We start from the raw sequence: 12,855 nt of genomic DNA on the forward strand, positions 1-12,855 counted from the left end.
GCTCAACTGCGTTGCCCTTTCGTGTTCGGAGCGGAGGGTGAGACGCCTTCGGCAAGGATGTGCAGTCGCCATTTCACGATGACGGCGGTCGCCCGCGCCTCGGCCAGCTGGACCTTCATGTCCATGTGCTCGCGCGCTGCGTTCATGACGTCGAGCCATGTCTTGCGTCCGGCGACGAACTGTCGGTCCCAGGATTCCTTGGTCATGCTGGTGGATTGGACGGCGTTTTCCAGATTGCGGATGCGTTCGTCGATAGAGCCGGCGACGGCGAGGTCGGATGACATCTGCTCGACCAGCGACAACTCGCCGGAGCGGATGGCCAGCTTGGCCACATCGCGATCGTAGCGGGCGTTCTGGATATCCAGGACATTCGAGAATCCGGCGCCGAACTGGCTCTGCACCCCCACGAAGACGCTGTCGACCGGTTCGTCGACCTTGATGTCCTGGCGCCCGTACTGGCGCTGTGCTCGCACGTAGATTTCCGGCGACAGGCTGGAGCGCGCCCGCACGACCGACTGATCGGCAACCTTGACCTCGGCGCCCAGACGCCGGAGCAAGGGGCTGCGTTCCCGCGCCTGTTCGATCAATTGCGGCCCCCGGGACGGATCGACGGGCGGGCCGGTCAACTCCTGAGCGAGTTCGCTGGCGGCGAGAGGTCCGCCGATCAGCTGGCTCAGCGCCGCGATGGACGTCTCCTCGTTGGTCTGCATCTGGTTTATGCTGACGCGCAGCTGGTCCACCCTGCTCTGCAGCATCAGCATGTCGCTCTCCGCCGATGCCCCCGCATCGATTCGCCGGTCGATCAGCTGGCCGAGACTCGTGTAAAGCTTTTCGCCATCCTGCATCGCCTCGCGCTTCAGGCGCGAAGACAGCCATTGGCCGTATTTTTCGAGGATGCTGAGAGCGACGCCCTGCCGCTCATGATCGAGATCCGCCTCGGATACCTCCACGCCCGCCTTTGCGCGGCGCAGGGTCGAGGTCAGCCGGCCGGCCGTCCACAGCGGCTGCTGCACGCGCAGCACCGTTACGGTACTGTCGCCATGAAGGTACGGGTCGTTCTGGCTGACCGCGTCTTCGACCGAGACGCTCGGAGTCGCCAGGAACTGGAGTTTCGCGACGTTGACCTGGTTCTGCGCGCTCTGGATCTTGCTGGCCTTGATGCGCAACGACGGACTGTCCCGTTGGGCGCGAGCCACAAGGTCGGCGATGCCGTAGCCGTTGCCGCGAAGCGGCGTGACCAACGCCGTGGCCGGGAGGGAAGAGACCGTCGGCGCAGCGCCGGGCTTTTCGGCGGTTGAACCGGCCGGCGTCGATGACGCAGGGCCGTCCGTCGCGCCTTGCGCCGGGTCGTGCCTGATGAGGTCGGACAGGAAGGCGACGCCCTTGCCGGCCTGGGGGCCATCCGAGACCGTGCAACCGGCGAGACCCTGCAGGAGGGCGGCGCTGATGGCGAGCCCATATCTGAAATCGCTGCGCATTCGGACCTACTGTTCCAGTCGAGAATAAAAATATCCTAATACATATATATTAATAAATTGGCGCATTGCGATGCCGGTCCCTGCTGCCGCATGGGCGCACGGTCCAAATGCCGAGCCCATTGTCGGCACTCAAACATGCAATCGATGACTTGTAAACGCTATAGGTAATAGTGATTGAGATACGAAATCGATCTCCAAACCTCAGATGCTGTTGAGGCGGTGCATCTGCGGCGGGGCGAGGTCGGATATGCGACCATTTGTCGCTTCCAGGTCCTTCAGGATGGGGCAGTCGGGCCTGTCGTCTCCGCAGCAGCCGTCGGCAAGGGCTTCCAGCGTGTCCACCATGGCCTGGATCTCCCGGATCTTGTCCCGCAGATGATCCAGGTGTGCCTCGGCAATGCGTTTGACGTCCCGGCTCGGTCGGCTCTTGTCCTGCCAGAGCGACAGCAGCTCGCCGATCTGCTCGATGGTGAAGCCCAGATTGCGGGCGCGGCGAATGAATCCGAGCCGGTGAACGTCGTCGGCACCATAAATGCGGTAGCCGCTGCCGCTTCGTCCGGCCGGGCCGACGAGGCCCGTCGATTCGTAGTAGCGGATCATCTTTGCCGATACGCCCGATGCGGCTGCAGCCTGCCCGATATTCATGGTGTCGGTTCCGTTTCTCGATTCGTCCACAATGTGTGCACTGCAGAAGGCTTGCGCAAAATACTTGATATCAACATATTGAATTCATGACGATTTCCAAGGACGACGACAGACCTGTTTCCTATGCGACCACACTGCTGGTCCGCGATACGTGCATCTGCCTGCATGTGCAGCGGGCGGCGCGGGCCCTTGCGCGTCGTTTCGATGCGATCCTGGCGCCGCACGGCCTGACCAATGGCCAGTTTTCCCTGCTGATGTCGTTGAACAGGCCCGAGGCGCCGGGCATGGGTTCGGTCGCCGCCCTGCTGGCGATGGACAGGACCACGCTGACGGCGGCCCTGAAGCCCCTGCAGCGGCGCGGGCTCGTGGAGGTGCTGGTGGACCCCGGCGACAAGCGGAGCCGCCGCCTGCTGCTGACCGCCGCTGGGCAGCACCTTCTGGCGGAGGCCGTGCCGCTATGGCGCGAAGCGCACGAACGCCTGGAGCAGCAACTCGGACCCGGGAAACTGGACGATCTGCGCGCCGGCCTTGCAGCCTTAAGCGGTTAGCGGCCGGCTGAGGATATAGGAATCCATGATCCAGCCGTGCCTTGCCCGCGCCTCCCGGCGATAGGCCGAGATCGTGCCGGCCAGCGCGTCGAGCGGGCCTGCGAACAACTGCTCCTGCGGCAGGCTCACATAGGCGCCATAGTGGATGACGTATCCTGCACCGCACGCCTCCTGGAAGGCGTCCCGGCTGTCGAGCATCACCGCGACCGTTTCCGGGCGCCGTGACATCAACGCGGCAAGCCCGCGCCCCGGCGTGATCGTCACCGCACCGCCGATGGCGTTGAGCGGAATGCGATGCCGGGCCGCGAGTGCCTGCAGGCTGCTGATGCCCGGAATGACGGAATAATCGACATCGTCGCGGCCCTGGCAAACCGCCTGCATGATGCGGAGCGTGGAATCGTAGAGCGCCGGATCGCCCCAGACCAGGATGGCGCCGGACTGCCCGTCCTTGACCTCGGCATCGACCAGCGCTCCGGTCAACAGTCGCTTGCGCGTGTTGAGATCGTCGACCACGGCGCCGTAGCCGCTTTCGCGGCTGGCCCATTGCGGGCTCTCGCCCCAGACGAGGCGATAGGGCGCGCCGGCCTTGTGTCGCTCGATCAGATGGCGGCGAAGGTCGGTCAACTGCGATTTGTCCTCCCCCTTGTCGAACAGGAAGAAGACGTCGCTGGCGGCGATCGCGGAGACGGCCTCCATGGTCAGGTGATCGGGTTTGCCCGCACCGATGCCGATGATGTGGATATGCCGCATGCCTGTCCGAACCCTGCCTCTGTGCAATCAGGATAGGCTGGGGCGCACAGGATGGACAACGAGTTTGCGACCGTCCACCGTTATCGCTCGATCGACAGGGAGTCGCGTGGCGTTGGACAGCCTCATCAATCTGGGAACGGCCTATCTTCTGGCGGAATGGATCGTCCGTCTCGTGATGCTGGGGGTGGCGCCGTTGCGACGCACCCCGGATGCCGCCCGAAGCTGGCTGCTGCTGGTGTTCTTCCTGCCGATACCGGGCCTGATCCTGTTTCTGCTTATCGGGCGGCCGCGCTTCCCTCCCTGGCGTGCGGCCCGTTTCGCCAGCTTCGCACCGGCGCGCGACCGTATCATGGAGGCGATGCGGCACCGGGCCCTGCCGGACTTGTCCCGACGCGAAACGGAATTGTCGGCGCTGGCGAACCGGGTCGGGGCCTATCCGCCGGTGGCCGGCAACCGGCTCGAATGGCTGGACGATTACGACCGTACGATCGGGCGTCTCGTCGCCGATATCGATGCGGCGAAGCACCAGGTGCATATCCTCGTCTACATCTTCGCGGACGACGAGACCGGACGCCTGGTCATCGATGCGTTGCTGCGGGCGGTGCACCGGGGCGTGACGGTGCGCGTGCTGATCGACGCGCTGGGTTCGCGCCGGTGGATGAAGCGGACCCTTCGCCTGCTTCGGAACGGCGGCGTCGACGCGCGCCAGGCTCTGCCGCTGCGCTTTCTTCGGGATCGGACGCGCGGCGACATGCGCAATCACCGCAAGCTCTATCTGGTCGACGGCCGTATCGGCTATGCTGGTTCGCAGAACATCGTGGCCAAGGATTTCAGGCCCGGTATCGTCAACAAGGAACTGGTCGTGCGGATCGAGGGGCCCGCCGTCGCGGCCATGGGCTCGATCTTCCAGAGCGACTGGTTCCTGGAAACCGAGGAACTGCTGAGCGATCCGCCGTTGCCGAAGGAGGGCGACGACGGGATGGTCGCGCAGGTGCTCCCTTCGGGTGCGGACTATCCGGTGGAGGGATTCGAGACGCTGCTCGTGTCGCAGATCAACGCGGCGCGCTCGCGCGTCATCGTCACCACGCCATATCTCATTCCCGATGCCGCACTTCTCAACGCGTTGCGAACGGCCGTGCTGCGCGGGGTGGAGGTCCATCTCATCGTGTCGCTGGTGGCCGACCAGCTCCTCGTCAGCCTGGCCCAGCGTTCCTATTACGACGAGCTCCTGCATATCGGAGTGGAAATCCACCGCTACAGGCGCTTCCTGCTGCATGCCAAGCATGTCAGCATCGACGGTCGCGTGGCCATCGTCGGATCCAGCAATGTCGACATCCGCTCGTTCCAGCTCAACGCGGAGGTCAGCATCCTGCTGTACGACGCGGTCGAGGTGGCCGCACTGGAAGGCATCCAGGATGGCTACATCCACGCCTCCGACAAGGTCGATCCGAAAACCTGGCAGGAGCGGCCCTTGAGCCAGAAGCTCATGGAGAACTGGGCGCGCCTCATCAGCCCGCTGCTATGAAGGTTCCATATGAGCCGGAAACGCTCCAGCGCTTCAGCGGCTGGTCGGACGCATGGCCTCGCGAACCGCGGCAAGCCCCCTGATCCCTTCGCGGTTGCCGGTGGCCGCCACGGCCTTGAACACCCGCTCCGCATCGCGATAACGGCGTAGCTGCATGTAGGAATAGCCACGCAGGACCATCAGGTCGAGCTGCTCGGGTACGAGCCGTGCCCTCTGGTCCAGCGTCATGATGGTTTCGACCGGCCGGCCGGCATCGAAATTACTGGTTGCGCGCTGCGACAGGATGGAACTCTCCAGCTCGATCCTGCGGGCGCGCGGCTGCGGCGCCATGGTGGCGGCGACGGCCGCCTTGTCCACCAGGTTTTGCCGAAGATAGGCCAGCGCCAAGCCGTAGGCGGCGTCCTGCCGGGTCGTCGGATTGGTCGTCTGAAGGCCGACCTCGAAGGCCGGCGCGGCCTCCATGGGTCGGTTCAGCTCCATCAGGCACCAGGCGCGATTCAAGGCGGCCTGCGCCGACAGGGTTTGTGGCGGGACGAAGCCCCGGCACCCCGTGGTGCCTCCTCCGCTTCCGCCGCCGGATGCTGCGACGCGGGGGGCGGGGGCCCGTTGCGCGGCGGGCGCCGGCTGCTGGATGGGCGGCGCCGGCTGCGCCATCGGCGCCGGCTCTGCATACGCCATCGCCTGAGGCACGGGTTGTGCCTGCTGCGGTTGGGCCGGAGGATACATGGCGGTGGGCTGGGCGGGCGGCTGCGCCGGCGCGACCGGCTGTTGCGGCACGGGCGGGATCGCCTGCACCTGGACCGGAGCAGCCGTCGCCGCCTGCGGCGTCGCGCCGCGCCAGTCCCGTCCGATATTGGCGATGCGCTCGGAACGGCCGGCCCATTGCTGCTGGATCGCGCGGAGGCCCGCCGCATCGCCGAGCCGCTGGCGCGTCAGCGCCAGGCCGAATGCCGCAAGTTCTCCGTCGGGCCGCCACTCCAGACTTGTCGTGAACCATTGTCCCGCGGTCTGAAACTGGTTGAGCGCATAGGAATACCAGCCGAGCTGCTCGGCGGTTGCGGCATCGCGCCCCGTCGCCACCTCCTGCACGATCCGGCCGAGAACCTCAGGGGGCAGGCTGACGGGCGGCTCGATCGCCAGAAGATTGGCTGCGGCCGCTAGATAAACCGACCGGGACTGGGTGGATTCGCTGCTGTAAGGCCGCATCGCGGTTTCGGCTTGCGCAAACTGGCGCAGTCCGATCAGGGAAAGGGCCAGTCCGCGCGCCGCCTCTGCGGTCGGCTCGCGTTCCGCCGCCATGGAAAACCAGCGGCGGGCGTCGTCATAGGCCTGACGCTGGACGTAGTACCAGCCAAGAAGGAGCGGATCGCCGGCCGTGTCGGAGGCGCGCGCGGCGTCCTCCACCAATCGCAGGTCGGGCTGCGCCACGGTCTCGTCCGGGTTGGCGCCGCCATCGGCAACGGCCTGGCGTGCGATGTCCACGCGCACCGGCTGGAACTCGCCCACACCGTTCTGGCCGGTCCGCTCGAGCGCCAGCAACTGGTCCAGATCGCTTCTCGGAAGCAGCGGAAGCGCCATCTGCACCGTTGCGAGACGCTCGTTGGCGTCGTTGCAGTTGGTGAGGATGTAGCGGTAGGCGTCCGTGGCGCGGGCCGGACGATCCGTCTGCGCGAAGGCGGCCGCTACCCGCCACAGGACGTCGACGTCGCTGCAGGTCAGGAGGCTGGGATTGTCGGCTCCGAGCCGGACCACCGTTTCGAATTGCTTGAGGTCGGACGCGTTGATGATCTGCTGTCGCGCCTCGGCCAGCGCAAGCCGGTCCAGAAGGTCGGCGGGCACCTGCCATGCCGGCTCGCGCGCCTGGCGCTGCGCGATCGCCTCGCGGACCTGGGGATACTGGCCCTGTGCGTAGAGCTGCCACATCCTGTCCAGCTCCGGATCGCCGGCATCCTCGACGGCCAGCGGGTCGGCGGGCGGCGTCCAGTCGGGGTAGAGCGATCGCAGGCGGGCGATCTCGGCTTCCAGCCGGCGCGTGTCGCCCTGCCGTGCGAAATAGCGCAACGCCGTTTCGTCCACTTCCGGCACGCCTGATGAAGCCGGAACCGGGGAGGCCGCCGGCGCCGGCGCCGGCTGCGCTGCCGGTGGCGCCGGCGGCCGGGGGGATGGCTGTTCCGGCGTGGCCTGCGCCAGAAGGCGGCTGTCGGGCGCCCGTGGCCCATCGGACGCGAAGGGCGACAGCGGCCCGGATATGCCCAGCAGGGCGATCAGCCCCGCACCTGCGCTGAAGAGGCCCATATTGTTCATGACAGGCACTCCGGATGGCGCTCGGCCACATAGGCGAGGGACAGGAGGTGCAGCGTCGACGGATAATAGAGCGTGGGCTGGAACCGGCGCAGCTCTGCCGGAATGGCGGTTCCGTCCAGCGCGCAGGCGGCGAGCGCCGGCAGGATGCGGTAGCCCGGGTCGGTCAGCCGCTCGGTGACCTGGCCGTTGTTCAGGTCTGTCAGGTTGACTGCCGTGCCGTCCGGCGCCATCGCGGATATCATGCTGCGGATGAGCTCCGGCTCCGCGACCTCGCCCCGGATCAGATAGAGCGGTATGCGGATCGCGTTATAGCCGAACTCGTCCTTGAAACCCTTGGCCGGCCGCGGCACCGTCTGCACCGATAGCCATTCGGGCGGCAGCGGCCGTTCCGGCCCCAGGGCGCGCCGCGTCAGCGCGATGCCGTTTTGCGAAAGGGCTTCCCAGTCGGTATCGGGGGCCAGTTGCCGGAGCACCGGGAAAGCCTCGAATATCCAGTAGGACAGGTTGACGACGGGCCCGTCGTCGCGCGCGTCGCGGCCATAGCCTTCCACGCCCGGCAGAAGGATCGGCGCGCCGCCATGCTGGACCACGACCTTGTCCCCGATGGAGGTGGCCAGCGCCGCGCCCGCATTGGTCAGGTCCGGGCGCTGCCAGGCCTGGCCCGCGAGGCCGAGCGCATAGGCGATGAGGATGTCGCCGTCGCTGGCATTGTTGGGGTCGGTGACGCGTGGCGTCGATGCCGGGTCCCAGCGCCACATGGCCAGCCCGTCGTCGCGCAGCAGCAATTCCGTCCGGGTGAAGGACCAGATCCGTTCGAAATCTCCCCTGTCGTCCGCCAGGAACGCCAGCAGCATGCCGTAGCCCTGGCCTTCGCTGTGGCTGATGCGGCCGTTGGCCGTATCCACGACACGACCATTCGGCTCCACGAAGGCGTCCGCATAAGCCCTCCAGTCGGCCGAATCGACGGAGGCGGCAGCGGCGGGACCGGTCAGCGACAGCATGGCGAGGGCACAGGAGAGGAGGGCGGTCAGGCGTCGGATCATCAGTGGCGCCCCAGGCGTTTGGTCAGCCACGTCGTCGTGACGCCGAGGATGATGGAGAACAGAACAAGCATCGCGGCATACAGAAGGATATTCTCCGACAGGGCGTTCGCGGCCACAAGGCGCAGATTGGCGTAGGACAGCGGCTGCGTCTGGAAGAACTCGACATTGGACACGGGGACGTTCGCGAAGCTGTCGGTCGAGGCGGTGTAGTTTACGAGGCGCCCGGCCAGCTCCGACCATCCGTCGGACCGCACCAGCCGGTCCATGCCGGTCGCCATGTCCGCGTCGGTGGCGGCGGTCGCCAGCGTCCAGGCCGCGTCGCCGCCTGGGCTCACGCCCTGCGCCAGCATGAAGGATACGCCCGGTGCGGGCATGTAAGGCGCGGTATCGGCGGGCAGCAGCCGCAGCGCGTCGAAGGACAGGTCGAACGTCTCCGACAGCCATTCGCGCAAGCGTTCCACGGGGTGCAGCCAGTTGGTGCCGACTTCGCTGCTCCAGCGGTTCATGGCCGCGACGGTTCCGGCCGAAGCGGCCGACTGGCCGGTCGTGTCGCCGCCGCTGACGCGCGCCTGCTCGGCGATGCCGACCGCCGCAAGGACGCCGACGGGTACTTGCGGCAGCGTATTGACGAACAGGGCGTTGCGGCTGGACAGGGAGGTGATGGGAATCGTCGTATCGATCTCGATCACGCGGCCGGCCGCCAGGGCCAGGCGGGATATCAGCGTCGCCGCCGCCGCCAGCGTGTCGCGGCTGCCGCGATCCAGGACGACGGGAATGGGTTCGGCCAGCCGGTTGTACGGAAAGCCGGTACCCGCCAGTGCAGACAGGTTGGGGCGAGTGCCGATCCGCGCGAAGTTGGGGATATCGAAGGTCGAGGTGTCGAAGAGCGCGAAGCGGACGTCGTTGCCGGCGCTTGCGCCCGGAGCGCAGACGGCGTCGCCCTCGGTCAGAAGCACGACTTCGATCCCCACGCGGTTCAGGCCCGGCCGGAAGTGCCGCATCGTCACGTTGACGGGCACCTGCCGCAGGATCGCGCCGCTGCCCGCGCCCAGTGGGACGGTGGTCGCGATATTGCCGTTGACGTAGATGTCCAGATGGCTGCCGGGCAGGATATCGCGCGAGTAGGCCGCATCCAGCACCAGCCGGGCCTCGCCATAGGCTTCGGCATAGAAGTCGGAGGGGATGCCGATGTTGAATTCGGTATTGAAGCGTCGACCGGAGAACTCCGACGTCGGAACGCCGAGCGTCGCCAGGCTGATGCTGGAATTGCCCTGCACGAACGGGGCGTCCGGGTAGATCCAGCCATTGTAGGACAGAACGGTGCGGGCGACCGCGACGGAGCGCTCCGACGGGGCGGTGATCTGGCGGATGGCGGCGTTGACGTCGGACCATCCGGCGCCGGTGACCAGCATGACCGTTCCGCCCTCGACGATGCCGGGAAGGAAATCGAGGGTGGCCGCGCTGCCGGCCTGGTCGGGAAGTTGCGGCAGGATACGACGGAGGGCGTTGGCCGGACCGAGCAGGATCACGGCTTCTCCCGGCTCCATCGACGTCGGCAGCTCCGGGACAACCCGCACCGATTGGTTCGGCATCGAGGCCATCAGCGAGAGGCCCTGCGACAACTGGACCAGAGGCTCCGCGGCCGCGGCGATCTCGGCCGTCGGAACCACGATGGTGAAGCGGGTGGAACCGGTGGCGTCGACGCCGAGGGCCCGGATATCCTCGAGCCGGCGCATCTGCCCGGCATCCGGATCGGAAAACTGCAGGAACGTGCGTGCCGTGGCGATCTCCGTCCACAGGTCGTAGGTGGACGAGATGCTGCAATCCGTCCGGTGCCGCATCGAGGCTTCGAACTGGATCAGGTTGTAGCCCGGCTTGAGAAGCCCGGGCGCGATGTCCGATGCAAGGTCGGTGACGGAGTCGGGAGAGGCGATGGCCTCGTCCACCAGCATCGCGCCGTTGATGCTGACACGCAGCCGCGAAGCCTCCGGAGCGACGAAGATGGCATTCTGGTAGCCGATGCTCAGGCGGTTGCCCGCTGCGGCCTCTTCCGGCGTCAGGTAGATGGACCACGCGCGCCGCGCCGTTTCGCCGGCCAGCGTCAGGCGCTCGAACGGCGCGACGAACCGCTGGTACGGCCGGGCTTCCTCGAGCGGGGCGGACGGCTGCCGTGGGCTTGGCGTTTCCGCCTGGACAGGCGGCGGCGCGGCGACAGGCTGCTGGGGTACGGGGGCGACTTCCTCCGGCCGCTCGCCGGACATGTCGAAGGGACTGGACTGGGCCATGGCATGGCCGGCGCCGGACAGCGCGCATGCGAGCGCGACGAGAAGGGCTGCGAGACGGCCCCTCATTGCGCCGGCGCCTGGATGGCGGCGGGCTTTTCCGCCCGCCCGAACCGCTGCCGGAACAGGTAGAACAGGCCGCGCTGCGTCTGGAAGAAGGCGATCCGTATGAAATACAGCGTGCCGCGAATCACGCCCGGGTTCTTGCGGCGGGACTGCTGGATGGACGACCACTGGTCGGAATTGGCGAAGACGAGATCGGATATGAGGCTGTACTGCAAGGCCGTCGCCGGTGCGAACTGGCAGCCGATCGCAGCGCCGTTGCCGACGCGTTCGACATTGCGGATGTCGATGGCGAGGGCGTCGCCGCGCAGCGGGCGGCTGGGCTTGAACCGCAGGATCGCGTCGGCATGCTGTCCGAGATTGGCCGGCAAGGTGCCGAAGACGCGAATGCGGGCGCCAGACACGGACACGTCCTCGATGGTGCCCGGCAGGATCTGTCCGTCGACCTCGATCTCGCAGCGGCGCTTGATGCGCACACGCTGCGTCTGGCGCTTGGACGAGCGCTCCGAAACGACACCGAGCGCACATCCGGCGATCAGAAGGTTCAGCAGGTTCCATCCACCCACCACCAAAGTCAGGTCGGCGCGGTAGGGTTCGGTATAGATGCGCCATATGGTGACGCCGACGGCCGCCAGCAGCACGAAAAAGATGACGAAGAAGGGCAGGGCGATCTCCGACAATCGGCTTTCGGAGATGGACTCGTCCTTGGCCGTCACCTTGAAGGTCGGCTTGCTAGGGTTCAGCATCACGGAGATGACGGCCGGCAGCAGGTGCACCGTCTGCACATATTCGTACAGCTCGGAAATCCACGGCCAGCGGAAATAGCCGTACATGTAGTTCTGCATCATCAGGTTCACGGCCATGTAGGTCAGCGTATAGGCCAGGAACTCGCCGCCGGACGCCGTGAAGATCTCGAGATCGAGGAACAGGTAGAACAGCGGCGCGACGAGGAACATCGCGCGCGGGAACGGAAACAGCCAGAACAAGGTGGACGACATGTAGCAGAGGCGCTGCGGCAGGGAGAGGCCGCGCTTCAGAGGCGGGAAGCGATAGCGCAGGATCTGCATCATGCCCTGGGCCCAGCGGGAGCGCTGACCGATGAAGCTGGCGAAGGTTGCCGGTTGCAGTCCGGCGATCAGCGGCTTGTCCACATAGACGCTGTTCCACCCGCGCGAATGAAGTTCGATCGCGGTTTCGCAGTCCTCGGTGATGCTGACGCCGGAAAAGCCGCCGGTGGTCTCCAGCGCCTTGCGGTTGAGCACGGCGGCCGAGCCGCAGAAGAAGGCCGCGTTCCACTTGTCCAGGCCGCGCTGGATGATGCCGTAGAACATCTCGTTCTCGGACGGCATATGGGTGAAGGTACGCAGGTTCCTTTCCACGGGGTCGGGGTTCAGGAAGAAATGCGGCGTCTGGACCAGGAAGAGCTTCGGATCCTCGCGGAAATAGCCGACCGTCTCGCGCAGGAAGTCGCGCGCCGGGGCATGGTCGGCATCGAAGACCACGATGAGTTCGCCGGTCGAGAAGGCCATGCCGTTGTTGAGGTTGCCGGCCTTGGCATGCTCGTTGCGCTCGCGCGTGAGGTAGATGGCGCCCAGCGATGCGCAGAGGGCCTGCAACTCCTTGTACCGCCGCTCGGCGCCCTGGGCCGACTCCGGGTCGTCCGCATTGCGCTTCTGCACCGTGCCGCCGTCATCCAGCAGCCAGACCTTGAGCTTGTCTGCCGGATAGTCCATCGCCAGGCACGCGGCCAGCGTATTGGCGAGAAGTCCCGCATCTTCGTTGTAGGTGGGTACGAAGACGTCGACGAAGGGCAGGTCCTCGGGCTTCTCGGCCGGACGGGGCGGCCTCGGTGGTATGGGCGAGGCCACCACGAACAGGCTGAGGAACAGCATGAACACGCTGTACATCTCGGCCAGGTAGACCATCAGCCCCGGCACGAAATTCTCGGGCTGGTTGATGGGTGGCAGCGTGCTCGTCGTCCGCCAGTAGACATACCGCAGCACGACGGCGGTGCCGAGCGCCAGCGCGACCAGCCGCCAGTTGCCGGAGAGCTTGAGCGCCTTGATGACGGCCATCGCGACAAGGATCAGCGCCACCGAGATAAGCTGCGTCTCGACGCTGACCGGAAGCGTGATCAGCGAAATCGACAACGCGGCGGTGAGGGCCCAGAGCAGGAATGTGCCGGCCGTCATTCGACGCCTCCCGTGGAGCCCTGGC

Annotated in this window: 9 protein-coding genes; 2 read left to right on the forward strand and 7 right to left on the reverse strand. The window is 66.5% G+C overall.

The window, feature by feature from the left end; translation table 11 throughout:
• Nucleotides 1–2: 2 nt before the first annotated feature.
• Nucleotides 3–1,478, reverse strand: coding sequence for a TolC family protein (locus tag NDN16_RS20060; RefSeq protein ID WP_251115230.1), 1,476 nt, complete (start codon nt 1,476–1,478; stop codon nt 3–5).
• Between the two features lie 201 nt (nt 1,479–1,679).
• On the reverse strand, nt 1,680–2,123 hold the full coding sequence (gene cueR, locus NDN16_RS20065; protein WP_251115231.1) for a Cu(I)-responsive transcriptional regulator: 444 nt from the start codon (nt 2,121–2,123) through the stop codon (nt 1,680–1,682).
• An 86-nt stretch (nt 2,124–2,209) separates the two neighbouring features.
• Here cueR and NDN16_RS20070 point away from each other — a divergent pair, with 86 nt between their 5' ends.
• Nucleotides 2,210–2,671, forward strand: coding sequence for a MarR family winged helix-turn-helix transcriptional regulator (locus NDN16_RS20070; RefSeq protein WP_251115232.1), 462 nt, complete (start codon nt 2,210–2,212; stop codon nt 2,669–2,671).
• Here NDN16_RS20070 and cobF read toward each other — a convergent pair.
• Complete coding sequence (cobF, locus tag NDN16_RS20075) at nt 2,660–3,421, reverse strand: precorrin-6A synthase (deacetylating) (protein ID WP_251115233.1); 762 nt, start codon at nt 3,419–3,421, stop codon at nt 2,660–2,662. The two genes, NDN16_RS20070 and cobF, sit on opposite strands and share 12 nt — an antisense overlap.
• Nucleotides 3,422–3,527: 106 nt before the next feature.
• Here cobF and cls point away from each other — a divergent pair, with 106 nt between their 5' ends.
• Nucleotides 3,528–4,946, forward strand: coding sequence for a cardiolipin synthase (gene cls, locus NDN16_RS20080; protein WP_435301140.1), 1,419 nt, complete (start codon nt 3,528–3,530; stop codon nt 4,944–4,946).
• 33 nt (nt 4,947–4,979) lie between these two features.
• On the opposite strand, the gene NDN16_RS20085 is transcribed toward cls, so the two are convergent.
• The 4 genes from NDN16_RS20085 to bcsA are packed head-to-tail and all read right to left on the reverse strand — an operon-like array spanning nt 4,980 to nt 12,830.
• The gene (locus NDN16_RS20085) at nt 4,980–7,250 is read right to left on the reverse strand and encodes a tetratricopeptide repeat protein (RefSeq protein WP_251115235.1); all 2,271 of its coding nucleotides are present in this window, start codon (nt 7,248–7,250) and stop codon (nt 4,980–4,982) included.
• Nucleotides 7,247–8,293: a glycosyl hydrolase family 8 gene (locus NDN16_RS20090; RefSeq protein WP_251115236.1), complete on the reverse strand. Its 1,047-nt coding sequence runs from the start codon at nt 8,291–8,293 to the stop codon at nt 7,247–7,249. The genes NDN16_RS20085 and NDN16_RS20090 overlap by 4 nt, the downstream gene beginning before the upstream one ends.
• Nucleotides 8,293–10,644 carry a cellulose biosynthesis cyclic di-GMP-binding regulatory protein BcsB gene (locus tag NDN16_RS20095; protein WP_251115237.1) on the reverse strand — a complete coding sequence of 784 codons (2,352 nt, stop codon included), beginning with the start codon at nt 10,642–10,644 and terminating at the stop codon, nt 8,293–8,295. The genes NDN16_RS20090 and NDN16_RS20095 overlap by 1 nt, the downstream gene beginning before the upstream one ends.
• Complete coding sequence (bcsA, locus tag NDN16_RS20100) at nt 10,641–12,830, reverse strand: UDP-forming cellulose synthase catalytic subunit (protein ID WP_251115238.1); 2,190 nt, start codon at nt 12,828–12,830, stop codon at nt 10,641–10,643. Before bcsA ends, NDN16_RS20095 begins: the two co-directional genes overlap by 4 nt.
• Nucleotides 12,831–12,855: the final 25 nt, after the last annotated feature.

The sequence above is a fragment of the Aureimonas altamirensis genome (assembly GCF_023702225.1).
Lineage (GTDB): Bacteria > Pseudomonadota > Alphaproteobacteria > Rhizobiales > Rhizobiaceae > Aureimonas > Aureimonas altamirensis_B.

Excerpts from the sequence above, each read along its gene's own strand:
- NDN16_RS20060 (WP_251115230.1), bottom strand. The coding sequence starts at position 1,478 with ATGCGCAGCGATTTCAGATATGGGCTCGCCATCAGCGCCGCCCTCCTG.
- cueR (WP_251115231.1), bottom strand. The coding sequence starts at position 2,123 with ATGAATATCGGGCAGGCTGCAGCCGCATCGGGCGTATCGGCAAAGATG.
- NDN16_RS20070 (WP_251115232.1), top strand. The coding sequence starts at position 2,210 with ATGACGATTTCCAAGGACGACGACAGACCTGTTTCCTATGCGACCACA.
- cobF (WP_251115233.1), bottom strand. The coding sequence starts at position 3,421 with ATGCGGCATATCCACATCATCGGCATCGGTGCGGGCAAACCCGATCAC.
- NDN16_RS20085 (WP_251115235.1), bottom strand. The coding sequence starts at position 7,250 with ATGAACAATATGGGCCTCTTCAGCGCAGGTGCGGGGCTGATCGCCCTG.
- NDN16_RS20090 (WP_251115236.1), bottom strand. The coding sequence starts at position 8,293 with ATGATCCGACGCCTGACCGCCCTCCTCTCCTGTGCCCTCGCCATGCTG.
- NDN16_RS20095 (WP_251115237.1), bottom strand. The coding sequence starts at position 10,644 with ATGAGGGGCCGTCTCGCAGCCCTTCTCGTCGCGCTCGCATGCGCGCTG.
- bcsA (WP_251115238.1), bottom strand. The coding sequence starts at position 12,830 with ATGACGGCCGGCACATTCCTGCTCTGGGCCCTCACCGCCGCGTTGTCG.